The 23,160-nt window shown below is 67.8% G+C and carries 22 protein-coding genes and 1 tRNA gene; 10 read left to right on the top strand and 13 right to left on the bottom strand.

Features of this window, described 5'->3' with window-relative positions; translation table 11 throughout:
* Nucleotides 1-9: 9 nt before the first annotated feature.
* Nucleotides 10-183: a DUF1674 domain-containing protein gene (locus tag ABIA71_RS01350; protein ID WP_081797234.1), complete on the bottom strand. Its 174-nt coding sequence runs from the start codon at nucleotides 181-183 to the stop codon at nucleotides 10-12.
* A gap of 39 nt (nucleotides 184-222) precedes the next feature.
* On the opposite strand from ABIA71_RS01350, the gene ygfZ reads away from it, so the two are divergent.
* A complete protein-coding gene (gene ygfZ, locus ABIA71_RS01345; RefSeq protein ID WP_354282486.1) occupies nucleotides 223-1,086 on the top strand; it encodes a CAF17-like 4Fe-4S cluster assembly/insertion protein YgfZ in 864 nt (287 codons plus the stop codon).
* A 67-nt stretch (nucleotides 1,087-1,153) separates the two neighbouring features.
* Here the strand turns inward: ygfZ and ABIA71_RS01340 are convergent, their stop codons facing one another.
* On the bottom strand, nucleotides 1,154-2,245 hold the full coding sequence (locus tag ABIA71_RS01340; protein WP_354282484.1) for an ABC transporter ATP-binding protein: 1,092 nt from the start codon (nucleotides 2,243-2,245) through the stop codon (nucleotides 1,154-1,156).
* Nucleotides 2,246-2,599: 354 nt separating this feature from the next.
* On the opposite strand from ABIA71_RS01340, the gene zwf reads away from it, so the two are divergent.
* The 5 genes from zwf to ABIA71_RS01315 all read left to right on the top strand — a co-directional run bounded on the left by zwf (nucleotide 2,600) and on the right by ABIA71_RS01315 (nucleotide 8,585).
* Nucleotides 2,600-4,042 carry a glucose-6-phosphate dehydrogenase gene (gene zwf / locus ABIA71_RS01335; RefSeq protein ID WP_137189170.1) on the top strand — a complete coding sequence of 481 codons (1,443 nt, stop codon included), beginning with the start codon at nucleotides 2,600-2,602 and terminating at the stop codon, nucleotides 4,040-4,042.
* The gene (gene glk, locus ABIA71_RS01330; RefSeq protein ID WP_354282482.1) at nucleotides 4,039-5,046 is read left to right on the top strand and encodes a glucokinase; all 1,008 of its coding nucleotides are present in this window, start codon (nucleotides 4,039-4,041) and stop codon (nucleotides 5,044-5,046) included. Before zwf ends, glk begins: the two co-directional genes overlap by 4 nt.
* Nucleotides 5,043-5,765, top strand: coding sequence for a 6-phosphogluconolactonase (gene pgl / locus ABIA71_RS01325; protein WP_159496432.1), 723 nt, complete (start codon nucleotides 5,043-5,045; stop codon nucleotides 5,763-5,765). Before glk ends, pgl begins: the two co-directional genes overlap by 4 nt.
* Nucleotides 5,766-5,810: 45 nt before the next feature.
* Nucleotides 5,811-7,727 (top strand): phosphogluconate dehydratase, encoded by a 1,917-nt coding sequence (gene edd / locus ABIA71_RS01320; RefSeq protein ID WP_354282479.1) that lies wholly within the window; start codon nucleotides 5,811-5,813, stop codon nucleotides 7,725-7,727.
* Between the two features lie 198 nt (nucleotides 7,728-7,925).
* Nucleotides 7,926-8,585: a bifunctional 4-hydroxy-2-oxoglutarate aldolase/2-dehydro-3-deoxy-phosphogluconate aldolase gene (locus tag ABIA71_RS01315; RefSeq protein ID WP_128095761.1), complete on the top strand. Its 660-nt coding sequence runs from the start codon at nucleotides 7,926-7,928 to the stop codon at nucleotides 8,583-8,585.
* Between the two features lie 225 nt (nucleotides 8,586-8,810).
* Here the strand turns inward: ABIA71_RS01315 and ABIA71_RS01310 are convergent, their stop codons facing one another.
* The 4 genes from ABIA71_RS01310 to ispG all read right to left on the bottom strand — a co-directional run bounded on the left by ABIA71_RS01310 (nucleotide 8,811) and on the right by ispG (nucleotide 12,143).
* Nucleotides 8,811-9,101: a hypothetical protein gene (locus ABIA71_RS01310; protein ID WP_128095760.1), complete on the bottom strand. Its 291-nt coding sequence runs from the start codon at nucleotides 9,099-9,101 to the stop codon at nucleotides 8,811-8,813.
* A gap of 217 nt (nucleotides 9,102-9,318) precedes the next feature.
* Entirely contained in the window at nucleotides 9,319-9,966 is a 648-nt protein-coding gene (locus ABIA71_RS01305; RefSeq protein WP_038689063.1) for a response regulator, read from the bottom strand.
* Nucleotides 9,967-10,147: 181 nt separating this feature from the next.
* On the bottom strand, nucleotides 10,148-10,897 hold the full coding sequence (locus ABIA71_RS01300) for a phosphatase PAP2 family protein (RefSeq protein ID WP_159496429.1): 750 nt from the start codon (nucleotides 10,895-10,897) through the stop codon (nucleotides 10,148-10,150).
* A complete protein-coding gene (gene ispG / locus ABIA71_RS01295) occupies nucleotides 10,878-12,143 on the bottom strand; it encodes a flavodoxin-dependent (E)-4-hydroxy-3-methylbut-2-enyl-diphosphate synthase (RefSeq protein WP_159496428.1) in 1,266 nt (421 codons plus the stop codon). Before ispG ends, ABIA71_RS01300 begins: the two co-directional genes overlap by 20 nt.
* 128 nt (nucleotides 12,144-12,271) lie before the next feature.
* Between ispG and ABIA71_RS01290 the strand changes: the two genes are divergently transcribed.
* Together ABIA71_RS01290 and ABIA71_RS01285 are read left to right on the top strand one after the other, a co-directional pair.
* On the top strand, nucleotides 12,272-13,498 hold the full coding sequence (locus ABIA71_RS01290) for an ATP-binding protein (RefSeq protein WP_354282476.1): 1,227 nt from the start codon (nucleotides 12,272-12,274) through the stop codon (nucleotides 13,496-13,498).
* A complete protein-coding gene (locus tag ABIA71_RS01285; RefSeq protein WP_128097693.1) occupies nucleotides 13,495-14,073 on the top strand; it encodes a response regulator transcription factor in 579 nt (192 codons plus the stop codon). The genes ABIA71_RS01290 and ABIA71_RS01285 overlap by 4 nt, the downstream gene beginning before the upstream one ends.
* 206 nt (nucleotides 14,074-14,279) lie before the next feature.
* Here ABIA71_RS01285 and pgi read toward each other — a convergent pair whose 3' ends face one another.
* The 6 genes from pgi to pcnB all read right to left on the bottom strand — a co-directional run bounded on the left by pgi (nucleotide 14,280) and on the right by pcnB (nucleotide 20,108).
* Nucleotides 14,280-15,794: a glucose-6-phosphate isomerase gene (gene pgi, locus ABIA71_RS01280; RefSeq protein ID WP_354282473.1), complete on the bottom strand. Its 1,515-nt coding sequence runs from the start codon at nucleotides 15,792-15,794 to the stop codon at nucleotides 14,280-14,282.
* Entirely contained in the window at nucleotides 15,791-16,171 is a 381-nt protein-coding gene (panD, locus tag ABIA71_RS01275) for an aspartate 1-decarboxylase (RefSeq protein WP_038689075.1), read from the bottom strand. The genes pgi and panD overlap by 4 nt, the downstream gene beginning before the upstream one ends.
* Nucleotides 16,172-16,556: 385 nt before the next feature.
* On the bottom strand, nucleotides 16,557-17,399 hold the full coding sequence (panC, locus tag ABIA71_RS01270; RefSeq protein ID WP_354282471.1) for a pantoate--beta-alanine ligase: 843 nt from the start codon (nucleotides 17,397-17,399) through the stop codon (nucleotides 16,557-16,559).
* Complete coding sequence (gene panB / locus ABIA71_RS01265) at nucleotides 17,396-18,211, bottom strand: 3-methyl-2-oxobutanoate hydroxymethyltransferase (protein WP_354282469.1); 816 nt, start codon at nucleotides 18,209-18,211, stop codon at nucleotides 17,396-17,398. The genes panC and panB overlap by 4 nt, the downstream gene beginning before the upstream one ends.
* Before the next feature lie 31 nt (nucleotides 18,212-18,242).
* The gene (gene folK, locus ABIA71_RS01260; protein WP_354282467.1) at nucleotides 18,243-18,731 is read right to left on the bottom strand and encodes a 2-amino-4-hydroxy-6-hydroxymethyldihydropteridine diphosphokinase; all 489 of its coding nucleotides are present in this window, start codon (nucleotides 18,729-18,731) and stop codon (nucleotides 18,243-18,245) included.
* A gap of 3 nt (nucleotides 18,732-18,734) precedes the next feature.
* Nucleotides 18,735-20,108 (bottom strand): polynucleotide adenylyltransferase PcnB, encoded by a 1,374-nt coding sequence (gene pcnB, locus ABIA71_RS01255; protein WP_038689084.1) that lies wholly within the window; start codon nucleotides 20,106-20,108, stop codon nucleotides 18,735-18,737.
* A gap of 50 nt (nucleotides 20,109-20,158) precedes the next feature.
* Between pcnB and ABIA71_RS01250 the strand changes: the two genes are divergently transcribed.
* Nucleotides 20,159-20,233 (top strand) — tRNA-Glu (locus ABIA71_RS01250).
* A gap of 152 nt (nucleotides 20,234-20,385) precedes the next feature.
* Here ABIA71_RS01250 and ABIA71_RS01245 read toward each other — a convergent pair.
* Nucleotides 20,386-21,816: a sugar porter family MFS transporter gene (locus tag ABIA71_RS01245; protein WP_354282465.1), complete on the bottom strand. Its 1,431-nt coding sequence runs from the start codon at nucleotides 21,814-21,816 to the stop codon at nucleotides 20,386-20,388.
* Nucleotides 21,817-22,129: 313 nt separating this feature from the next.
* Here ABIA71_RS01245 and ABIA71_RS01240 point away from each other — a divergent pair, with 313 nt between their 5' ends.
* The gene (locus tag ABIA71_RS01240; RefSeq protein WP_354282463.1) at nucleotides 22,130-23,038 is read left to right on the top strand and encodes an SMP-30/gluconolactonase/LRE family protein; all 909 of its coding nucleotides are present in this window, start codon (nucleotides 22,130-22,132) and stop codon (nucleotides 23,036-23,038) included.
* Nucleotides 23,039-23,160 lie beyond the last annotated feature (122 nt).

Below are 23,160 nucleotides of genomic sequence, written 5' to 3'. Positions count from 1 at the left end.
CAATGCTGATCAAAAATCGATGCAGCGTCCGTTTTTCTCCCAGTCTCCATACCGCACCGGATCGAGTCCGCCGCGGCCACCAATCTCCACGGGCACCACAGGGGTCTGCGGAAGCGGCTGCTTCTCATCGACCTGCGGGGCTTCGGAGTCGGAATCTGGAGTGGGGGTTGTTTGGCCTATCATGGGTGGTCTCGCAACGCACAAATTTTAGACCCCGTTCACGTGCCTGACAACCTGCCCATGGATTTCAACGGTTTTCCGCGCCTCTCCGGTCACCAGCTGCTCAGTCTGGATGGTCCCGATGCGGCCACGTTCGCCCACGCCCAATTTTCCAGCGACGTTACCGCCCTGCCCGTCCGGCATTGGCAGTGGAGCGCCTGGCTGAGCGCCAAAGGCCGCACCATTGCTGTGTTCCAGCTGATCCGGGTGGACGAAGAACGGATCGTGCTGGTGCTCGCCGACGGCGACGCCGATGCGATTGCGTCGCAATTGCAGCGTTTTGTGTTCCGCCGGAAGGTCACGATCGCGGTGCGCGAAGACCGGATCGTGGCCGGCAGCTTCACCGCGCCAGAAGCCGCATCAGGTGCCGCAATCGCGGTGCATGGTGAGACGCTGGAGCTGGATGTGGGCAGCGACGCCCTGCCGCGGACGCTGCGGATCGCGCCGCTGGACGATCACCCGGCCAGCGACGATGCCGGCTTCGTGCTGGCCTGGCGCCAGTCGGACCTGCGCTTCGGCGTGCCGCGCCTGGCCGCCGACCAGCGCGAACAATGGACGCCGCAGCAGCTCGGGCTGGACCGGTTGAACGGCTACAGCGTCAAGAAGGGCTGCTATCCCGGCCAGGAAATCGTGGCGCGCACGCATTTCCTGGGCAAGGCCAAGCGTGCCTTGCAGTTGCTGCGGGTGGGCGATGGCACGCCCAGCGGTGCACAGGTGCAGCAGAACGGCGCGGCGATCGGCACCGTGGCCAGCGTGGCCGGTGACCTGGCGCTGGCGGTGCTGCCGTTGGAGATCGCCAGCGATCCGTTGTCGGTGGACGGCGTTGAAGCCGTGCACCTGCCGCTGCTGGATGGTCTGGCCCGGTAGGCATCGGATCACGCGGCACCGGGAGTGCCGGCCGCTGGCCGGCACTCCCGGACACCCGCCCGCCACCTCAGGCCGCGTTCAACCGCTCGCCGCTCTCTGCGTCGAAGAAATGCAGGCCCTGCGGGTGGATCGCCACGCGGATGGTCTCGCCCACCGCCGGCAACGCCTGCGGCGCCACGCGCATCACCAGCGGCTGGCCGCCGCCGGTCATGTTGACGAAGATTTCGTTGCCTACCGGCTCGATGCCATCGATGGTCGCCACGAACGCGGTGGCATCGTCGGCGGCGGCCGGCTGCAGGTGCTCCGGGCGCACGCCCACGGCCACGGTACGGCCAATCCAGGTCGAATCGATCGCGGCCTGGCCCAGCGGCGCGGTCAGCTGTGCGTCCTGCACCACCACGCCACTGTCGTTGCGCTGCAGGGTGCCGCGCAGCACGTTCATCGCCGGGCTGCCCAGGAAGCCGGCCACGAACAGGTTGGCCGGGCGGTCGTACAGCGCCATGGGCGTGTCGATCTGCTGGATCACCCCGTCCTTGAGGACCACGATGCGCTGGCCCAGGGTCATCGCCTCGACCTGGTCGTGGGTGACGTAGATCATGGTGGTGCCCAGCTTGCGGTGCAGCTGCGCGATTTCCGTCCGCACGCTGTGGCGCAGCTTGGCGTCCAGGTTGGACAGCGGCTCGTCGAGCAGGAACACCGCCGGCTCGCGCACCAGCGCACGGCCCAGTGCCACGCGCTGACGCTGGCCGCCGGACATCGCCTTGGGCAGCTTGTCGAGCATGTCGGTCAGGCCCAGCGTCTCGGCCGCCTCGGTCACCCGCTTGCTGATCGTGGCCTTGTCGTGGCCGCGCAGCTTCAGGCCGAAGGCCAGGTTCTCGGCCACGGTCATGTGCGGGTACAGCGCATAGCTCTGGAACACCATGGCGATGTCGCGGTCTTTCGGCGCCACGTCGTTGACCACCCGGTCGCCGATCGTCAGCGTGCCGCCACTGATTTCTTCCAGGCCGGCCACCATGCGCAGCAAGGTCGACTTGCCACACCCCGACGGCCCCACCAGCACCATCAATTCGCCATCGGCCACTTCGAAGGTCGCGCCCTGGACGGCCACCTGGCCGTTGTCGTAGACCTTGCGAACGCCCTGCAACTGCACTTTTGCCATATCACCCATTCCAGTCCGCCCGCTGCCGGGCTGTTGATGCGGAACTGCCTTCGGCCCTCCCGATGGCAGGTCGATGGCGTGGTGCCGCATGACGGCGACCACTGCAATCGAATACAGTCTGCTCATTCTGCCATGTAAACGTTTTCACGTGGCAGTATCCGTTGGTCGGTCATGACCGCGACGCATCGGGAGCTGCACAGTCTCCCGATTCGCCCCGTGCATGCCCCATGATGCGCTGGCCCGGTGCCTGTTCATGTTGCATCTGCAGCACTGGACACCATGCCCAGCTGGACCCCCGAGAACATAGACGAGAAGCGATTGACAACGATGTCACCCGGATCTGAAACTCGAGCGATGCACGACACCCTCTTCCTGTTCGGCGCCACCGGCGACCTTGCCCAGCGCTACCTGTTCCCTTCGTTGCTGCGCCTGCTCGGCGACGGCCTGCTGCCGGAGGATTTCAAGATCCGGGCGCTGGCCTTGAGCCCGCACGACACCGAGGGTTTCCGCGACATCCTGCGCCCGCGCCTGCAGCAGGCCATGCCGATGGCCAGCCAGGACGACATCCAGTCGCTGCTGTCGCGCATCGACTACCGCTCGGTGGACCTGCGCAACCCGGACTCGGTGGCCGAGTCGGTCAGTGACCTGGTCAACCGCCACTGCGTGAGCTACCTGGCCATCCCGCCGGGCCTGTACATCTCCACCTGCGAAGGCCTGGCCAAGGGCGGCGCCCTGGCCGCACCGCACCGCCTGATGCTGGAGAAGCCGATCGGCAGCGACAGCGCCAGCGCCGAGGAGATCATCTCCACCATCGGCCAGTGGATCGACGAAGACCGCGTGTTCCGCCTGGATCACTACCTGGGCAAGGCCGCGGTACAGAACCTGATCGCGCTGCGCTTCGGCAACACGCTGCTGGAAGCAGTGTGGAACCGCAACTACATCGAGTCGGTGCACATCCTGGTGGCCGAGAGCGAAGGCGTGGACGGCCGTGACGCCTACTACGCCCGCTCCGGCGCGCTGCGCGACATGGTCCAGAGCCACATCCTGCAGCTGCTGTGCCTGGTGGCGATGGAGCCGCCGGCCTCGCTGGAAGCCGACCGCATCCGCGACGAGAAGGTCAAGGTGCTGCGCGCCCTGCGCCCGCTGGACGCCAAGCACGCCGCCCGCGACAGCGTGCGCGGCCGCTACACCGCCGGCACCATCAACGGCCAGCCGGCCCAGGCCTACCAGCCGCCGGAAGGCAGCGACGTGGAAACCTTCGCCGGGGTCACCGCGCACATCGACAACTGGCGCTGGTCCGGGGTGCCGTTCCACCTGGTCACCGGCAAGCGCCTGGCCGAGCGCACCACCCGCGTGGTGGTCACGCTCAAGCCGGTCACCCACTGGCTGTTCGAGCGGCCGCATCGCCGCAATGCCACGCCCAACCGCATCGTCTTCCAGCTGCAGCCGCAGGAAAACATCGAGCTGGGCCTGATGAGTTCGCTGGCCGGCCCCGAATGGGGCGCGCTGGAACTGCATCCGCTGGAACTGGAACTGTCCGTGCCGACCGGCCTGCACCGTCGCATCGCCTACGAACGCCTGTTCCTGGATGCGTTCAACGGCAACCACGCGCTGTTCGTGCGTGACGACGAAGTCCGCGCCGCCTGGGCCTGGATCGACAGCGTCAGCGATGCCTGGAAGGCCGCGAGCCTGCCGCTGCAGCCCTACCCGGCCGGCGAATGGGGTCCGGCCGAAGCGGCCGGCTTCCTGCCTGCCGAAGTGGATGCCGACGCCGGCCGCAAGGACGGCGACGCATGACGCTGCAGAACCAACCGGTCCTGGTTGCCGACATCGGTGGCACCAACGCCCGCTTCGCCCTCGCCGACACCAGTCTCGAGGCCCCGCTGCAGCAGGACAGCATCCGCGAATTCGCGGTCGCCGATTTCCCCTCGCTCGGCGACGCGGCGCGGCACTACCTGGAACAGGTCGGCGCCTCGGCCAAGCGCGGCGTGTTCGCCGTGGCAGGCCGCGTGGACGGCGATGAAGCGCGCATCACCAACCACCCGTGGGTGATCTCGCGCAGCCGCACCGCGCACATGCTCGGCTTCGACGAACTGCACCTGATCAACGACTTCGCTGCCCAGGCAATGGCCATTTCGCTGCTGCAGCCGCAGGACGTGGTCCAGGTTGGCGGTGCGGCATGGGTGCCGGGCAAGCCCGGCCAGCCGCGCAACTACGCGGTGATCGGCCCGGGTACCGGGCTGGGCGTCGGTGGTCTGATCCTGCGCCACGGCCGCTGCTATCCGCTGGAAACCGAAGGCGGCCATGTCAGCTTCCCGCCGGGGACGCCGGAGGAAATCCGCATCCTGGAAATCCTTTCCGAGCAGTTCGGCCGCGTCTCCAACGAGCGCCTGATCTGTGGCCCGGGCCTGGTCAACATCCATCGCGCGGTCTGCGAGATGGCCGACATCGATCCGGGCCAGCCGCAGCCGGTGGACGTGACCGCCCGTGCGCTGCACGGCGACCCGCAGGCCATGCGCGCGGTGGATGTGTTCTGCGCGGTGTTCGGCGCCATCGCCGGCGACCTGGTGCTGATGCAGGGCGCCTGGGACGGCGTGTTCCTGACCGGCGGGCTGACCCCGAAGATGCTCGATTCGCTGCAGCACTCCGGGTTCCGCCAGCGCTTCGAGCACAAGGGGCGCTTCTCTTCGATCATGGCGCGCGTGCCCTCGCTGGCGGTGATGCACCCGCATGCCGGCCTGCTGGGCTCGGCTGCCTACGCCGCCGATGTTGAACGCGACCTGCAAGGAAACAACGCATGAACAGCCTGGATACGTCCGATCGCTTCACCCTGATCCGCCACGGCGACGCCGATGCCTGGATCGAAGCCATCGCCGCCGAAATGGCGCAGGCGTTGAACAACGACATCGCCACCTTCGGCCGCGCGCGCATGCTGCTGTCCGGCGGCACCACGCCGGCGCCGGTGTACCAGGCGCTGGCCGAACTGGACGTGCACTGGGACCGGGTGGAAGTCAGCCTGGTCGATGAGCGCTGGCTGTCGCCGCAGGACCGCGACAGCAACGCGTGGCTGGTGCGCGAGAGTTTCCTCGGCCGCGCCGACGGTGCGCATTTCGATCCGCTGGTGCGGGTCGGCAAGCCGCTGCCGGAATGCGTGTATACCGCCAACCTGCAGGCCCAGCACAGCCAGGCGCCGTGCCTGAGCGTGCTGGGCATGGGCAACGACGGCCACACTGCGTCGCTGTTCCCCGGTTCCAAGGACCTGGCCCGGGCGCTGGAAAGCACCCTGCCCTACGCCGCCCTGGACGCCACCGGTTGCCCGGGCGCGAACCAGTGGCCGCTGCGCATCACGCTGACCCCGCACGGGCTCAGGCAGAGCGGCCAGCGCCTGCTGCTGCTGCGTGGCAAGCAGAAGCTGGAAGTGCTCAAACAGGCACTGGAAAGCAACAACCCGCAGCTGTATCCCATCCTCAACGCGATCGATCTCGACGGCGCGAAACTGCGCGTCCACTGGTGTGACTGACCTGTCCCCGGTGTTGTTCGTCCGCCCTCTCATAGCCGGTAGCCAATGAGCCTGCATCCCCAACTTCATGCCATCACCCAGCGCATCGTCCAGCGCAGCGTCGCCTCGCGCGCGGCCTACCTGGCCGGGATCGATGCCGCGCTGCGCGACGGACCGTTCCGTTCGCGCCTGAGCTGCGGCAACCTGGCCCACGGGTTCGCCGCGTGCGGCCCGACCGACAAGTCGCGCCTGCGCGGCGGGGTCACCCCGAACCTGGGCATCATCACCGCCTACAACGACATGCTGTCGGCGCACCAGCCGTTCGAGTCGTACCCGGAGATCCTGCGCGCCGTTGCGCGCGAGATGGGCGCCACCGCGCAGGTGGCCGGCGGCGTGCCGGCGATGTGCGACGGCGTCACCCAGGGCCGCGGCGGCATGGAGCTGTCGCTGTTCTCGCGCGATGTGATCGCGCAGTCCACGGCGATCGGCCTGAGCCATGACATGTTCGACGCCACCGTGTACCTCGGGGTGTGCGACAAGATCGTGCCGGGCCTGCTGATCGGCGCGCTGGCGTTCGGCCACCTGCCGGCGATCTTCCTGCCGGCCGGGCCGATGACGCCGGGCATTCCGAACAAGCAGAAGGCCGAAGTGCGCGAGCGCTACGCGGCCGGTCTGGCCAGCCGCGAAGAGCTGCTGGAAGCCGAAGCGGCGTCGTACCACGGTGCAGGCACCTGCACGTTCTACGGCACGGCCAACTCCAACCAGACGCTGCTGGAAGCAATGGGCGTGCAGTTGCCGGGCGCGTCGTTCGTCAATCCCGATACGCCGCTGCGCGATGCACTGACCCGCCGCGCCGGCGAGCGTGCGCTGGAGATCTGCGCGCTGGGGGACGATTTCCGTCCGCTGGGCCGGCTGATCGACGAGCGTGCGATCGTCAATGCGGTGGTGACGTTGATGGCCACGGGTGGGTCGACCAACCATACGATCCACTGGATTGCGGTGGCGCGGGCGGCCGGCATCGTGCTGACCTGGGACGACATGGACGAGCTGTCGCAGCTGATTCCGCTGCTGGCGCGGGTGTATCCGAACGGCGAGGCCGACGTGAACCGCTTCGCGGCCGCCGGCGGTACGGCGTTCGTGTTCCGCGAGCTGATGGAGGCCGGGCTGATGCACGCCGACCTGCAGACGGTGGCCGAGGGCGGGATGGCGCAGTACGGGCAGGAGCCGGCGCTGCGCGATGGCGCGCTGGCCTATTTCGACGGGCTGCGCGAGAGCGCGGACCCGGACGTGGTGCGCGGTGTGGCCGCTCCGTTCGAGGCACAGGGTGGGCTGCGGTTGCTGCGCGGCAACCTGGGCCGTTCGTTGATCAAGCTGTCGGCGGTGAAGCCGCAGTTCCGTACGATCGAGGCGCCGGCGGTGGTGGTGGATGCGCCGCAGGTGTTGAACAAGCTGCATGCCGCAGGTGTGCTGCCGCACGATTTCGTGGCGGTGGTGCGTTTCCAGGGGCCGCGCGCGAACGGGATGCCGGAGCTGCATTCGCTGGCGCCGTTGTTGGGGCTGCTGCAGAACCAGGGACGCCGGGTGGCGCTGGTGACCGATGGTCGTCTGTCGGGCGCGTCGGGCAAGTTCCCGGCGGCGATCCACATGACGCCGGAAGCGTCGCGCGGCGGTCCGCTGGCGCGTGTGCGCGAGGGCGACATGATCCGTCTGGATGGCGAGGCGGGCACGCTGGAGCTGCTGGTGGACGCGGCGGAGTTCGCGGCGCGCGCGCCGGCACCGAACACGGCACCGGCGGCGCACGACATGGGGCGCAATCTGTTCGCGCTGAACCGGCGCGTGGTCGGTCCGGCCGACCAGGGCGCGATTTCGATTTCGTGCGGGCCGGCAACGGCCGATGGCGATATCTGGAATTACGACGCGGAGTACGACCTGGGGCGTGATGCGGCGGCGGCCGAAGCGCCGCATGAAGCCAAGGACGCCTGAAGCGGACAGCAACCGCAGCGGCGGGTACACGGCGCGGAGGGAGCGGCTGGCCCCCTTCGCGACACGCCGTAAACCCATCCATGGGGGCTCGGCCAAAACATCCTGTTTTGGACGGTCCCGAAGGGGGCCAACCGCTCCCTCCCGACATATCGCGGCGCCTTGCGGGCGTCGCCCGACATCAGATAAGGAAGAGCAACGATGAGCATCGAACAACACCAGAAGCGCGCAGCCGAGCTGCTGCATGCTGCCGGCATCCTGCCGGTGGTGACCGTGCATACGCTCGACCAGGCCCGCGCGGTCAGTGCGGCGTTGCTGGAAGGTGGGTTGCCGGCGATCGAGTTGACGCTGCGTACGCCGGTGGCAATGGAGGCGCTGGCGATGCTCAAGCGTGAGCTGCCCGATGTGGTGGTGGGTGCCGGCACGGTGCTGACCGTGGAGCAGATGCAGCAGTCGATCGATGCGGGCGCGGATTTCCTGGTGACGCCGGGTACGCCGGCGCACATGGCCGATGCATTGGCGCAGGCGGCACTGCCGGTGGTGCCGGGTGCGGCCTCGCCGACCGAGATGCTGGCGCTCTACGCGCGCGGCTTCCGGGTGTGCAAGCTGTTCCCGGCCTCGGCAGTCGGCGGGCTGGCGATGATCAAGGGTCTGGCCGGTCCGATTCCGGATCTGAAGCTGTGCCCCACCGGTGGCATCACCGAGGATACGGCGGCCGAGTACCTGGAGCAGAAGAACGTGGTCTGCATCGGCGGCTCGTGGATGGTGCCGGGCAGCTGGATCGAACACGGTCAGTGGGACAAGGTGCGCGACAGTGCCGCGCAGGCGGCGAAGATCGTGGCGCGGGTGCGCGCGCACTGAGGCAGTGTCGGCGGAGCCCGCCACGCGTGGCGTGGCTCTACCGGTAGGATGGCGCACCGAAAAAGGCCCGGCTTGCCCGGGCTTTTTTTTGCAAAAACGGCGACCACCTTTACGTCCGGCGCGCGGGGCCCATGAAGGTCAAACAGCAAAAGTCCTGACTAGTGGGCCCCGAGTCACTTCGGAGCGATCTTCGTGAATGAAGGTCCATAGCTCCGACGGAACTGGTCATCCCTCAATCAGCAGCGACCACGCTGCTGGCGGAACGCCGAACTCTTCTTCGGCCTGCTCCATCGCCTCTTCCAATGATTGATGCCACGTGTCAGCCAGGTGCGACATATCCATGCCGAACCTGTGAAGAAAATAGCCGACCGACTCTTCTTCGATCCGAAGAATCCTCGTATAAACATCTGCATCTAGGTTCACGATACCCGCGCCACCCGATGTGTCGGCTCCGAAATGCGCGACATTGAGAGACCTGCCGCCAAAATTACTGAAGTCCGTCTGCCAAATTCTCACGGCGTCACACCCAGATGTAAGTTCTCCGTGACCTTGCCAGCCTGCCTGACGACACTTCCCTGATCGACATCGCTCTTATCCTCAGAACAACCAAATTCCTTGTTGACTGCTTCAGACTTACCGAGTGCATCAATTCAACGCAAGTGTGGCGCTTCCGGACGCACACCGTCAGACTTGTCACGGTTCAGCCACCGGTAAAGATCTCACCGACAACGCGTTACATCGGCCGTGCCGGATCCACCAGACCGTACTGGCTGGCCATGCGGGCCAGCGCGATGTTGTCGTGGATGCCCATCTTCTCGAACAGGCGCGCCTTGTGCGTGTTGACGGTTTTGGCGCTCAGGCTCAAGCGCTTGGCGATGTCTTCCTGGCGCAGGCCCTGGGTGAGCAGCAGGGCCACTTCCAGTTCGCGCGGGGACAGGGCGTCGAACGGCGACTGGGTGCCTTCCACGTTGGACAGCGCCAGGTTCTGCGCGATGCTGCTGCCCAGGTAGCGCCGGCCCAGCGCGGCGTCGCGCACGGCACGCAGCAGTTCCTGTGCATCGCAGCCCTTGCCGATGTAGCCGGAGGCACCCGCTTCGAGCAGGCGCTTGGGCATCGGGCCGTCTTCGAGCACCGAGACGATCACCACGCGGGTGCCGTGGTCGCCACGCACCACCCGCTCGGTGACTTCCATGCCGCTGACGCCCGGCAGGTGCAGATCGCACAGCACCACGTCCGGTCGCAGCTGACGGATGTCAGGCAACGCGTCTTCGCCGGAGTCCGCTTCACCGACTACCTCGATATCGGTCTCGTTGGACAGGATCATCTTCATGCCGGTTCGCACCAGCGCATGATCGTCCACCAGATACACTCGAATCGTCATCCACGTACCTCTTCAAACGCTGCGAACGGGGGCAAGCCTAGCGGCGGGATGTTGCGATAACAAGGAAGAAACCTTCCTGTCGGCGCATTCTGGTGCCCGCATCACAACCACGCCGGATTGCCCCTCCCCCTAAGCCTTTCACCCCAGGCCATATCGGTTTACTACGCCTATTACTGTACGCCTATACCCCGTCGCGATCGGCCTGTGCTGCCGATACCCCGGCGCGGGGTCGGTGGCGCCAGGGATGCCGGCGCCGGAACATGACAAGGAAGCACCCTACCACCCAAACCAGGGCGGCACACCAACCGGCCAGGATGTCGGAGGGATAGTGCACCCCCAGGTACACCCGGGATACGCTGACCAGCACGCTGAACCCGGGGGCCAGCACCAGCACCGGCCAGCGCCAGCGGGTGTTCCAGGCCAGCAGGGCCACCGTGACCGCCAGGGTCATCGAGCCCATCGCGTGGCCGCTGGGGAAGCTGAACGTGCTTTCCGGGGCGATCGATTCCCACAAGCTGGGCCGGTCGCGCTGGAAGAACTGCTTGCTGCCCAGGTTCAACAACGCCGAACCGACGAAGCTGATGGCCACGAAACTCGCCTCGCGCCACCGTTTGCGCCACAGCAGCGCCAGCACGATCAGTACATCGGCCGGGATCAGGAACCACTCGTAGCCGAGCTTGGAGAGCAGCGTGAAGAACTGGTCCAGCCCCGGCGAATGCAGGCCATGCATCTTCCACAGCAGCGGCGCGTCGAAGTGGAACGATTCAAATTCGTGCACTTCATCGGCCAATGCCACGAAGCCGGCCAGCGGCAGCAGCACGCCGGCGAAGAGCAGGACGAACCGCCACGCGTTGTGCGCCATCCAATGGCGGAACCCGGCGACCGGCTCCTGGCCGGCCAGAACGTCGGGCTTATCCGACGCTGCGGACATACTTTCGCTCGACGTACTCGTCGATGAGCGCCACGAAATCCTGGGCGATGTTGTCGCCGCGCAGGGTCACGGCCTTCTCGCCATCGACGAACACCGGCGCAGCCGGGGTTTCACCCGTACCGGGCAACGAAATGCCGATGTTGGCGTGGCGCGACTCGCCCGGGCCGTTCACGATGCAGCCCATCACCGCCAGCGTCATGTTCTCGGCACCCGGGTGGCTGACCTTCCAGACCGGCATCTTCTCGCGCACATGGTTCTGCACCACCTTGGCCAGCTCCTGGAAGAACTCGGAGGTGGTGCGGCCGCAGCCCGGGCAGGCGGTGACCAGCGGGGTGAAGGCACGCTGCCCGGTGGTCTGCAGCAGTTCCTGGGCCACGATCACCTCGGCGGTGCGCGACTGGCCTGGCTCGGGGGTAAGCGAAATGCGGATGGTGTCGCCGATGCCTTCCTGCAGCAGCACGGCCAGCGCCGCCGACGAGGCCACGATGCCCTTGCTGCCGATACCGGCCTCGGTCAGGCCCAGGTGCAACGCGAAATCCGAGCGCTGCGCCAGGTCGCGGTAGACCGCGATCAGTTCCTGCACGCCGCTGACCTTGGCCGACAGCACGATGCGATCGCGCGGCAGGCCCAGTTCGACCGCGGTATGCGCCGAATCCAGCGCCGAACGGATCAGCGCCTCGCGCAGCACCCGGCCGGCGTCCCAAGGCTGGGCGCGCTGGCTGTTCTCATCCATCAGGCGGGCCGCCAGCGACTGGTCCAGCGAGCCCCAGTTGGCGCCGATGCGGACCGGCTTGCCGTAGCGGATCGCGAACTCGATCAGCTGCGCGAACTGGGTGTCCTTCTTCTTGCCGAACCCCACGTTGCCGGGGTTGATCCGGTACTTGGCCAGGGCTTCGGCACAGGCCGGCTCCTGGGTCAGCAGCTGGTGGCCGTTGTAGTGGAAGTCGCCGATCAGGGGCACATCGATGCCCATCATCTGCAGCTTTTCCACGATCCGCGGAATGGCCGCGGCCGACTCCGGGTTGTTGACCGTCAGGCGCACCATCTCCGACCCGGCCCGCCACAGTTCGGCCACCTGCTTGACGCTGGCGGCGATGTCGGCGGTGTCGGTATTGGTCATCGACTGCACCACCACGGGGCTGCCCCCGCCCACGACCACGCCGCCGATGCGGACGGCCTGGGTCTGGCGGCGGGCCCACACGGTGGTGTCGGACGGTTGGGTCGGTTGGGTCACGGCGTCATGCATTCCCCATTTTAGCGCGCCACGCGTGTTCACGCGCGCGGGGTGGGTGCCGGCCGTTGGTCGGTGCTCATTCAACCGATGCGGCCGATTGTCGCAGGCAGGCCAGCCCCCGAGCGCATAGGATGTGCGCAATGACCGGCACCGACGCCCCCTTCCTCCGAACCCTGTGCAGCCTGCGCTGGCTGGCCGTGGCCGGCCAGGCCGCCACGATCCTGGTGGCCACCTCGGTGCTGGGGCTGGAACTGCCGCAGCTGCCGCTGTGGGCCGGCGTGGCCGCGCTGACCCTGTTCAACCTGTACGCGCAGCTGCGGGTGAACGACGCCGACACCGCGCCGGTGACCGCCTTCGGCCACATCCTGGTGGACGTCTGCGTGCTCACCTGGATGGTGGGCTGGAGCGGCGGCATCGGCAATCCGTTCGGCTCCCTGTTCCTGATCCTGATCGCCCTGGCCGCGCTCGCCCTGCCCCTGCGCTGGACCCTGGCGGTGGCCGCGACCTGCCTGATCGGCTACGCGGTCAGTGGCATCTTCGGGCTGCCCCTGCCGGCCGGCTACTTCACCGCCATGCAGATGCACCAATGGGGCGTGGTCTGCAACTTCCTGTTGTCGGCCACGGTAGTGCTGGTGTTCGCCACCCGCCTGGCGATCGCCCTGCGCCACCGCGAGCATGAGCTGGCCCTGCTGCGCGAACGCTTCGTGCGCAATGAAGGCATCGTGGCCCTGGCCACCCACGCCGCGTCGGTAGCCCATGAGCTCAACACCCCGCTGGCCACCATGACCCTGCTGGCCGACGACATTGCCGACCAGACCAACAGCAGCGAAGTGCGCGACGACGTGGACACCCTGCGCGAACTGCTGGTGCAGTGCCGCGAGCGGGTGTTGGCGCTGGCCCGCCCGGCCGCCGGCGATGCCCCCGGGCGCGACGTGGTGACGCTGCCGCAGGTGCTGGAACAGTGGCGGCTGGTGCGCCCGACCATCACCCTCAAGCGCAACGACGACGCACCGTTGAAACTGCCGCTGGACCCGGGCATCGGCCACCTGCTGATGGTGCTGCTCAACAACGCCGCCGACGCCGGCGAGAAAGCCGAGCGCCCGCAGGTGGACCTGACGCTGCGCATCGAAGGGGACACCCTGATCGGCGAAGTGCGCGACTACGGCCACGGCTTCGATGCCCGCCAGGCGGTCCTGCCCGGCACCCTGTTCAACAGCGGTAAGGCGCAGGGCATGGGCGTGGGCCTGGCCCTGTCGCACGCCACCATTGAACGCCTGGACGGCGAACTGTGGATGCGCCCGGCCAATGGTGCCGGCACCCGCGTCGGCTTCCGCCTGCCTTTGACGTCTTCGGAGACTTCCGCATGAACATTCCCGCCCTGCCCGCTGCCAGCCATGGCCTGCTGGTCGACGACGACGAGCTGTACCTGCGCACCCTGCAGCGCAGCCTGGGCCGCAAGGGCCTGGAAACGGTGACCGCCAGCGACATCGCCTCGGCGCTGTTGCTGGCCCGGCAGAACCCGCCGGCGTATGCGCTGATCGACCTGAAGCTGGGCGCCGAATCCGGCCTGTCGCTGATCCAGCCGCTGCGGGCCCTGCGCGAAGACATGCGGATCCTGCTGGTCACCGGCTACGCCAGCATCGCCACCGCGGTGGAGGCGATCAAGCTGGGGGCCGACGACTACCTGCCCAAGCCGGCCACCGTGCCGATGATCCTGCGCGCGCTGGGCGAAGAAGACGATGGCCCGGCCGACGATGGCGACCTGGAGCCGCCGGACGCGATGACCCCGATCAGCCGGCTGCAGTGGGAACACATCCAGCAGGCCATGCACGAAACCGGCGGCAACGTATCCGCCGCCGCGCGCCTGCTCGGCATGCACCGCCGCTCGCTGCAGCGCAAGCTGGCCAAACGCCCGAGCCCGGAACGCGACCCCAGCCGGTAACGCCGGGCGCAAGAACCGGTAGAGCCGACCGCTGGTCGGCTGCTCGTCATCGAGATAATCAACCCCGCGCGCCGCGCGCGACAGCCGACCAACGGTCGGTTCTACCTGCCCATTAGCCGACCGACGGTCGGCTCTACCGCCCTTCAGCCGACCGACGGTCGGCTCTACCGCCCTTCAGCCGACCGACGGTCGGCTCTACGCGACGGTCAGGCCGTCAACCGCCCCAGCAGCTCCAGCGTCACCGCATCGGTGATCGCATGCGCTTCACCCTGCAGCGCCGGCAGCAACTGGCTGGCCAGCTGCTTGCCCAGCTCCACGCCGAACTGGTCGAAGGCGTTGATGTTCCAGATGATCGACTGCACGTACACGGCGTGTTCGTACATGGCGATCAGCGCGCCAAGCGCCTGCGGGGTGAGCGCGTCGAGCAGGATCAGCGTGCTCGGGCGGCCACCGGGATACGCACGGTGCGGGTCGTCGCTGCCCTGGCCGTTGGCCAGCGCTTCGGTCTGCGCCAGCAGGTTGGCCATCAGCGCCTGGTGGTTGACCACGTAGGGGTCATCGTTGCGCACGCAGCCGATGAAATCGGCCGGGATCACGCTGGTGCCCTGGTGCAGCGCCTGGAAGAAGCTGTGCTGCACATCGGTGCCCGCCCCGCCCCACCACACCGGCACGGTGTCGCTGGCCACCGGGCTGCCATCGAGCTGCACGCGCTTGCCCAGGCTTTCCATCACCAGCTGCTGCAGGTAGGCCGGCAGCAGCGCCAGGCGCTGGTCGTAGGTCATCACCGCATGGGTGGCATGGCCCAGCAGGTTGCGGTTCCAGATGTCGGTCAGGGCATGCAGGACCGGCAGATTCTGTGCGAGCGGCGCGGTGAGCGCGTGTTCGTCCATCTGCGCGGCACCGGCCAGCAGCTGCTCGAAACGCTCGAAGCCGATCGCCAGCGCGATCGGGAAGCCGACCGCCGACCACAGCGAATAGCGCCCGCCCACCCAGTCCCACATCGGCAGCACGCGGCCGGCGGCGATCGAGAACGCCTTGGCCGCCCGCTCCGGGTTGGCGCTGACCGCATACAGGCGCTCGCTGCCGCCCAGCCAGTCATGCAGGATCTGCCCGTTGAGCAGGGTCTCCTGGGTACCGAAGGTCTTGGAAATCAGCACGCCGGCGGTGGTGGCCGGGTCGAGCGTAGCCAGCGTGCGCTGCATGGCGGCGCCGTCCACGTTGGAGACGAAATGCACGCGGAAGCGCGCGCCACTGACCGGACGCAGCGCGTCGGCCACCAGGCGCGGACCGAGGTCCGAGCCACCGATGCCGACACTGACGATGTCGGTGACGTTGGTCTTTTCCAGCGCGGCGATCAGTTCGCCCATCTGCGCGCGGACCTGGGCGGCGGTGGCGAAGGCTTCGCCGGCCACCGGTGCGCCGCTGAGGTCGCCACGCAATGCGGTATGCAGCGCCGCGCGACCTTCGGTCAGGTTGACCGTTTCACCGCGGAACAGGCGCTGGAAGCCGCCGGCGACATCGCGCTCGGCGGCCAGCTGCAGCAGTGCGTCCAAGGCCGCGCGGTCGTACTTCTGCCGCGCGAAATTGACGTACAACGGACCGACCCGCAGCCCCAGCGATTGTGCGCGGCCCGGTTCGGCGGCGATCAACGCGGGAATGCTTGCGCCACGCAGGCGCTGGGCATGGGAGTGGAGCGGGTCGAATCCGTTGTGCTGTGTCATGCGGCCTGGGTCGGGATGCTGTCGTTGGTGTGGGAGATCTGGTTCTTGCCGTCCACATATACCAACTTCGGCTTGAAGCTGTCAGCTTCTTCTTCGCTCATGCTGGCGAACGCCGCGATGATGATGATGTCGCCGACCTGCACGTGGCGCGCCGCGCCGCCGTTGAGCGACACCACGCCACTGCCGGCCTCGGCACGGATGGCATAGGTGGAGAAACGCGCACCGTTGGTGACGTCCCAGATGTGCACCTGTTCGAACTCACGGATGCCGGTGGCCTGCAGCAGGTTGTCATCGATGGCGATGGAACCTTCGTAGTTCAGCTCGGAGTGGGTGACGGTGGCGCGGTGGATCTTGGTCTTGAGCAGGGACAGATGCATGGCAACGGGACAACGGTAAAGGAAAGGGAAATTCTAGCACCCGCCGGATCGGCGGCAGGGCAAGGCGCACGCGCCCGCCCCGGAGGCTGCCAGCGGTTCAGCATCGTCATGGCCCACCCCCGGCCCGGAGGTAGAGCCACCCCATGGGTGGCCGCGCGGGATCGCGGGCTTCATCCCCGGGACGGTGGGCGCCCCGGGGGGGTAGAGCCACCCCATGGGTGGCTACACGATCATCTCGGCACACCCGCAGGATGGTGGACGCCCCAGGGTAGAGCCACCCCATGGGTGGCTACACGGTCATCTCGGCACACCCGCAGAATGGTGGGCGCCCTGCAGCAGCCACCCGTGGGGTGGCTCTACCCGCCTCACCCCCAGGGGTGCCGCCTCAGAACTCCAGGTTGTCGATCAACCGGGTGTTGCCGATGCGCGCGGCGATCAGGGCCACACGGGTGCCGTCGTTGGCGTCGGCCGGCTCGGACAGGTCCGGCTTGCGCACCACGGCATAGTCCACCTGGAACCCGGCCGCCTGCAGGGCGGCGGTGGCCTCGGCCTCGATCAGGCTGCGGGTCTTGCCGGCAATGAAGCCCTCGCGCATGCCCAGCAGCACCTGGTGGATGGTGGTCGAGACCGGGCGCTGCTCGGCGTTGAGGTACTGGTTGCGCGAGCTCATGGCCAGGCCATCGCTTTCACGCACGATGTCCCCGCCCACGATCTGGATCGGGAAGGCCAGGTCTTCCACCATCTGGCGGATCACTGCCAGCTGCTGGTAGTCCTTCTTGCCGAAGGCGGCCACGTCCGGCTGTACCTGGTTGAACAGGCGCGAGACCACCGTGCAGACGCCATCGAAATGGCCGGGGCGGTGGGCGCCTTCCAGCAGGCCACTGATGCCGGGCACGTTGACGCTGGCCGCCAGTTCGATGCCGAACGGGTACATCGATTCAACCGTGGGCAGCCACAGCACATCGCAGCCGGCCTGCTCCAACCCGGAGGTGTCGGCTTCCGGGGTGCGCGGGTAGCGGGTGAAGTCTTCGTTGGGGCCGAACTGGGTCGGATTGACGAAGACACTGGAGACCACGCGGTCGGCGTACTGCCGCGCCAGCGTGACCAGCGAATAGTGGCCCGCATGCAGGTTGCCCATGGTGGGGACCAGCGCGACGCGCAGGCCCTCACGCTTCCAGCCGTTGACGACGGCGCGCAGGCGGGACAGTTCGGTGACGGTTTCGATCATGAGGCGTAGGCGTGTTCTGCGTCGGGGAAGGAGCCGTCGCGCACGGCGTCGGCGTAGGCACGGACAGCACCGGCAACCGACCCGCCGTCGGCAAGGAAATCCTTGACGAACTTGGGTCGGCGATGGCCGCTGTCCAGGCCAAGGAAGTCATGCAGCACCAGCACCTGGCCGTCGCAGCCGGGGCCGGCGCCGATACCGATGGTGGGCACGGACACATCGGCGGTGACCTGGGTGGCGACCGGGGTGGGCACGCACTCCAGCACGATCAGGGTGGCACCGGCGTCGACCGCGGCCTTGGCGTCGTCACGCAGCTGCTGGGCAGCGTCGCCCCGGCCCTGCACGCGGTAACCGCCGAGGCGCAGCACCGACTGCGGGGTCAGGCCCAGGTGCGAGCAGACCGGGATCTCGCGCTCCACCAGGTAGCGGATGATGTCCAGCTTGAACCCGGCGCCTTCGATCTTGACCATCTCCGCGCCGGCCTGCAGCAGGCGCAGCGAGGCATCCAGCGCGCGCTCGGGGGTGGCGTCGGCACCGAACGGCAGGTCCGCCACCAGCAGCGCACGCTGCAGCACGCGAGCCACGGCGCGGGTGTGGTAGACCATGTCGTCGGTGGTGACCGGGAGGGTCGAATCATGCCCCTGCACCACCATGCCGAGCGAGTCGCCGATCAGGATCAGGTCCACGCCGTTGGCGTCGAACGCACGTGCGAACCCGGCGTCATAGGCGGTCAACATCACCAGCTTCTGGCCGTTGCGCTTGGCCTCGGCCAAGGCGGGAACGGTCCAGGGCTTGCTGTCTGCGTGGGTACTCATGAGCTGATAACCGGTGGCGATAAGCCCCGCATTATCCCCCTATTGGCGCGATCCCGCAGGCCTCGACCCGCATCACAGCATCCCGCACACGGCCGTGACCGGGAATCACCGCGTCGGCGGCGATATCGGCCAGCGGCAGCAGCGCGAACGCACGCTCGTGCAGGTGGGGATGCGGGACCTTGAGCTGTGGCAGGTCGATGATGTCCTCGCCGAACAGCAGCAGGTCCAGGTCCAGCGTCCGCGGCCCCCAGTGCACGCCCGGCTCGCGGACCCGGCCGAAATCACGCTCGATGCCCAGCAGCGCCTCCAGCAGTTCCGGACCGTCCAGCGCGGTGTCGAGCAGCGCGGCCGCGTTGACGAACGCCGGCTGGTCTTCATTGCCCCAGGCCGGCGTGCTGTACAGCAGCGAGCGCGCGCGCAGCGTGGTGCGCGGCAACCCTGCCAGGGCCTGGAACGCATCGCGCAGGGTCTGCGCGGCGTCCCCCAGGTTGGCGCCCAATCCAATGCAGGCAGCGGTCACGTCTTACTCGCCCGTGGCGGCCCCGCCCGGCCGACGTCGCCGGCGCCGACGCTTGCGCGGTGCCCCGTCTTCGTCGACTTCGCCCTCGACATGCGCCGCATCCAGCGCCGAATCCAGCTCCGGGCCGGACTGCAACTGGGCTTCGCGCCAGAACTCGACATCGGCGCTGTGCTCACTGGAGGCCACCTGGCGCAACACCAGGAAGTCGTAGGCGGCGCGGAAGCGCGGATGGGTCAGGGTGCGGATCACGCGCTTGCGCTGGCGCGAGCTGAAACGCCCCTGCAGCAGCCAGATCTCCTGCATCGGCAGCGAGAAGCGGCGCGGCAGCGCGATGGTGGTCAGCTGGTGCAGGGTGACCCGGTCGGCGGCGCGACGCTGTGCCTCTTCCAGCGCCACGCCCTGCTTCTGCAGGCTGGCCAGGGCGCGGCAGAACGCCGGCCACAGCAGCAGCGCGAACAGGAACGACGGCGACACCGGCTCATCGTTGGCCACGCGCAGGTCGGTGTTGTGCAGGCCTTCGATGACCATGCGGCGCAACGCACCGCTGCGGTTGCTGCGCAGTGCGGCGGCACTCTCGGGGAACATCACATCGAGCAGGCCGTAGCGCTCCAGGCCTTCGAAGCTGGCCACACCGTGCCCGGACAGGAACAGCTTGAGCACTTCTTCGAACAGGCGCGCCGGCGCGGCTTCGGCCAGCAGGCCGGCAAGCCGCGGCAGCGGTTCGGCGCTGGCGTCGTCGATCTGGAAGCCGAGCTTGGCGGCCAGGCGCACCGCGCGCAGCATCCGCACCGGGTCTTCCTGGTAGCGCTTTTCCGGGTCGCCGATGAGTTTCATCAGGCGCGCCTGGACGTCTTCGAAGCCGCCGGTGTAGTCGCGCACCGAGAAGTCCTCGATGGCGTAATAGAGGGCATTGCAGGTGAAGTCACGGCGGATCGCGTCGTCTTCGATGCTGCCGTAGACGTTGTCGCGGACCAGCATGCCGTTTTCCATCTCGCGGTCGCCGCTGCCATCGTCGATGTTGGCGCGGAAGGTGGCCACTTCGATGATTTCGCGACCGAACACCACATGTGCCAGCCGGAAGCGGCGGCCAATCAGGCGGCAGTTGCGGAACAGCGCCTTGACCTGTTCCGGGGTGGCATCGGTGGCCACGTCGAAGTCCTTGGGGTTGCCTCCGACCAGCAGGTCGCGCACGGCGCCCCCTACAAGGTAGCCAGCGAACCCGGAATCACGCAGCCGGTACAACACGCGCAACGCGTTGGGGCTGATGTCCTTGCGGGAGATGGTGTGCTGGTCGCGCGGAATCACGCGCAGGCTGAACGGTGATGTAGCAGAAGAATTGATGTTGGCGCTTCCGGTTGAGTTTTCGGGATTGCCCAATGGCATCTAGGTCCATATACTAGCGCGCTGCGCAGTTCGCGACAAAGCCTGCTCCCTTCGTCTAATGGTTAGGACGTGGCCCTCTCAAGGCTAAAACAGGGGTTCGAGTCCCCTAGGGAGCACCAGTCGCGCTGCACGGAAGCCAAAAACCCCGCCACGGCGGGGTTTTTTGCGTTCCAGGCCCAGGACCGCCGGTCCCTGCCCTGCCAGGCACGCAGCGGGGAGCACGTGCGGCCCGCTGCACCGCCCGACCCGCTCGGCCCGGCCAGGCGCGCCTTCAGCCCTCCATCTGCTCCAGTTCCTTGCCCTTTGTCTCCTTGACCAGGCGCAGCACGAAGAACACCGACAGCACGGCGGCCACCGTATAGATGCCATATGCACCGGCCAGGCCGATGCTGCCCAGCAGGACCGGGAAGGACACGGTGATGGCGAAGTTGGCCGTCCACTGCGCCGCGCCGGCTACCGCCAGCCCCGAGCCACGGATCTGGTTGGGGAACATCTCGCCCAGCATCACCCACATCACCGGGCCCCAGGACATGTTGAAGAAGATCACGTAGACGTTGGCCGCCACCAGCGCCAGCACGCCCATGCGGTCGGACAGCTGCAGCGTGCCACCGGCGTCCAGCGAACCGCTGGCGAAGGCGAACGTGACCAGCGCCAGCGCGAGCGACATGCCCACCGAGCCGATCCACAGCAGCGGCTTGCGGCCGATACGGTCGATCAGCATCACGGTGACCAGGCAGGCCCCGATGCTGAGCGCCCCGGACAGCACGTTGATCAGCAGCGCGTCATTCTCCGAAAAGCCCACCGCCTGCCACAGCACCGCGCCGTAGTAGAAGACAACGTTGATGCCGACCAGTTGCTGGAACACCGCCAGGCCGATGCCGATCCAGACAATCGGACGCAGCTTGCCGGTGCTCCTGCTGACCAGGTCGGCGAAGGTGGGCCGGTGCTGGTCCTGGGCCAGGGACCCCTCGATCTCGCCGATCTTGGCCTGGGCCTCGGCCGGACCATACAGACGGGTCAGCACGGCCAGGGCCTGGTCGCGGCGGCCCTTCACCACCAGGAAGCGCGGGCTTTCCGGGATCACCAGCAGCAGGCCCAGGAACAGCAGCGAGGGAATGGCCTGCATCCAGAACATCCAGCGCCATGCAGCCTGGCCCAGCCACAAAGACTCGGTGGACGCTCCAGCCGCCTTGGCCAACAGGTAGTTGCTCAGGAAGGCGCAGAACAACCCGCTGATGATCGCGATCTGCTGCACCGTGGCCAGCCGCCCGCGGTACCGGGCCGAGGCGACTTCGGCGATGTAGGCCGGCGACATCACACTGGCCGCGCCGACCGCGAACCCGCCGATCACCCGCGCGATGATGAACACCGTGGAGCTGTCCGCAGCCCCGGCCCCCAGGGCGGAAAACAGGAACATCACCGCGGCGATGATCAGCACGCCGCGGCGGCCAAGCCGGTCACCGAGGCGGCCGGCGAAGAACGCGCCGATCGCGCAGCCGAGCAGCATCGAGGCCACCTCGAAGCCGATCCCGGCCGAGCTGGACTGGAAGGTGTCCTTGAGGCCATCGACGGTGCCGTTGATCACGCCGCTGTCGAAGCCGAACAGGAAGCCGCCGATGGTGGCCACGCAGCTGATCAGGATGATGAAGCCGGTGTTCTCGCCGCTGCCGGCATGTGTACTGCTGAGCGAAGCACGGGTCATGGGAATACCTGGGTCGAAGGGGCGCTGTCCAACACCACAGCCGGTAGGAATGGACAGGTTCTCACACCTTTCGCGCCTGCTGGGCGGCGGTTCGGCCACGGCCTGCCCGGGCGACAGGGCGTTGCCTGGCTCGGCAACCGGTTGATCACCGGCGCCCTCCACTGCGACCATGCCCGCCTCGCCGCCTGCCCACTCCCGGGCATGGCGCGGCAGTGTCAAGGAGCGCCTGCACCATGCCCATGAACCTTCGCCGGACCGGCACATTCCGCTACCGCACCACGCCGAGGGTGCCGATGTCGCAGGAGGTGTCGCGATGAGCCTTGAACGCGCGCCGGCCACGCTGGCGGTGGACAGCCGCTGCACCCACGGCGAGGGAGTGCTCTGGTGCGACCGGCGGCAGAGCCTGCTCTGGATCGACATCGCCGAACGGCGGCTATGGCAGCACAGGCCGGGCAGCGGCAGCACGCGCCACTGGGTATTGCCGGACCGGCCCGGCTGCATCGGACTGTTCGACGATGGCACGCTGCTGGTGGCATTGGCCAAATCCCTGCACCGCGCCGACCTGGCGGCCGCCACCGACACTGCGCTGCCGCTGCAGTGGCTGGCCGACGTGGAGCCCCACCAAGCGTACACACGCAGCAACGATGGGCGCGCTGACCGGCACGGCAACTTCGTGTTCGGCACCATGAACGAACACCCGGCGCGCGCCGCCGACGGCCGCTTCTATCAGTACTCCAGCCGCCACGGCCTGCGCGAACTGCCGCTACCGGGCATTGTGATTCCCAACGCGGTCAGCTTCAGCCTGGATGGCCGCACGCTGTACTGGTGCGACTCGGTGACGCCCCGGATCATGGCCTGCGATTACGACCCCGAGCGCGCCCGCACCACCAACGTGCGCGTGTTCGCCACGCTGGCCAATCGCGCCGCCGAGCCCGACGGGTCGGCGGTGGACGCCGACGGGCGGGTCTGGAACGCGCAGTGGCGCGCCGGCCAGGTGAGCTGCTATGGCACCGACGGCGCACTGCTGCAGGTGCAGCCGGTGCCGGTGAAGAACCCCACCTGTGTCGCCTTCGGTGGGCCCGATCTGCGCACGTTGTACGTGATCAGTTCGCGGCTGGACCACACGCCCGAACAGTTGGCGGCCAGCCCGCAGGCCGGCAGCCTGTTCAGCGCGCCCCAGGCGCATCCCGGCCTTCCGGAGAGCCGGGTCCGCCTGGACTGACCGGCTGCGGTGCTGCGTAGAACCCGCAACGCCTTGCTGCACAAGGGCTGCGCGTGCCCGCCCGGGCATCAGGGCGGGCCGACTGCGTACGCCACGCCAGCATTCGGCCACAACCTGTTCTA

The sequence above is a fragment of the Stenotrophomonas sp. 2619 genome (genome assembly GCF_040548725.1).
Taxonomy (GTDB): Bacteria; Pseudomonadota; Gammaproteobacteria; order Xanthomonadales; family Xanthomonadaceae; genus Stenotrophomonas; species Stenotrophomonas maltophilia_AP.
The sequence above is the reverse complement of the archived record's forward strand: the minus strand, read 5'-3'. Positions and strand labels throughout refer to the sequence as shown.

Coding starts and splice junctions, on each gene's coding strand:
- ABIA71_RS01245 (WP_354282465.1), bottom strand. CDS start 21,816: ATGACCCGTGCTTCGCTCAGCAGTACACATGCCGGCAGCGGCGAGAAC.
- ABIA71_RS01305 (WP_038689063.1), bottom strand. CDS start 9,966: ATGACGATTCGAGTGTATCTGGTGGACGATCATGCGCTGGTGCGAACC.
- ABIA71_RS01285 (WP_128097693.1), top strand. CDS start 13,495: ATGAACATTCCCGCCCTGCCCGCTGCCAGCCATGGCCTGCTGGTCGAC.
- panB (WP_354282469.1), bottom strand. CDS start 18,211: ATGAGTACCCACGCAGACAGCAAGCCCTGGACCGTTCCCGCCTTGGCC.
- ABIA71_RS01290 (WP_354282476.1), top strand. CDS start 12,272: ATGACCGGCACCGACGCCCCCTTCCTCCGAACCCTGTGCAGCCTGCGC.
- ABIA71_RS01350 (WP_081797234.1), bottom strand. CDS start 183: ATGATAGGCCAAACAACCCCCACTCCAGATTCCGACTCCGAAGCCCCG.
- glk (WP_354282482.1), top strand. CDS start 4,039: ATGACGCTGCAGAACCAACCGGTCCTGGTTGCCGACATCGGTGGCACC.
- edd (WP_354282479.1), top strand. CDS start 5,811: ATGAGCCTGCATCCCCAACTTCATGCCATCACCCAGCGCATCGTCCAG.
- pgl (WP_159496432.1), top strand. CDS start 5,043: ATGAACAGCCTGGATACGTCCGATCGCTTCACCCTGATCCGCCACGGC.
- ABIA71_RS01340 (WP_354282484.1), bottom strand. CDS start 2,245: ATGGCAAAAGTGCAGTTGCAGGGCGTTCGCAAGGTCTACGACAACGGC.
- pgi (WP_354282473.1), bottom strand. CDS start 15,794: ATGACACAGCACAACGGATTCGACCCGCTCCACTCCCATGCCCAGCGC.
- ABIA71_RS01240 (WP_354282463.1), top strand. CDS start 22,130: ATGAGCCTTGAACGCGCGCCGGCCACGCTGGCGGTGGACAGCCGCTGC.
- ABIA71_RS01315 (WP_128095761.1), top strand. CDS start 7,926: ATGAGCATCGAACAACACCAGAAGCGCGCAGCCGAGCTGCTGCATGCT.
- zwf (WP_137189170.1), top strand. CDS start 2,600: ATGCACGACACCCTCTTCCTGTTCGGCGCCACCGGCGACCTTGCCCAG.
- ABIA71_RS01300 (WP_159496429.1), bottom strand. CDS start 10,897: ATGTCCGCAGCGTCGGATAAGCCCGACGTTCTGGCCGGCCAGGAGCCG.
- panD (WP_038689075.1), bottom strand. CDS start 16,171: ATGCATCTGTCCCTGCTCAAGACCAAGATCCACCGCGCCACCGTCACC.
- panC (WP_354282471.1), bottom strand. CDS start 17,399: ATGATCGAAACCGTCACCGAACTGTCCCGCCTGCGCGCCGTCGTCAAC.
- ispG (WP_159496428.1), bottom strand. CDS start 12,143: ATGCATGACGCCGTGACCCAACCGACCCAACCGTCCGACACCACCGTG.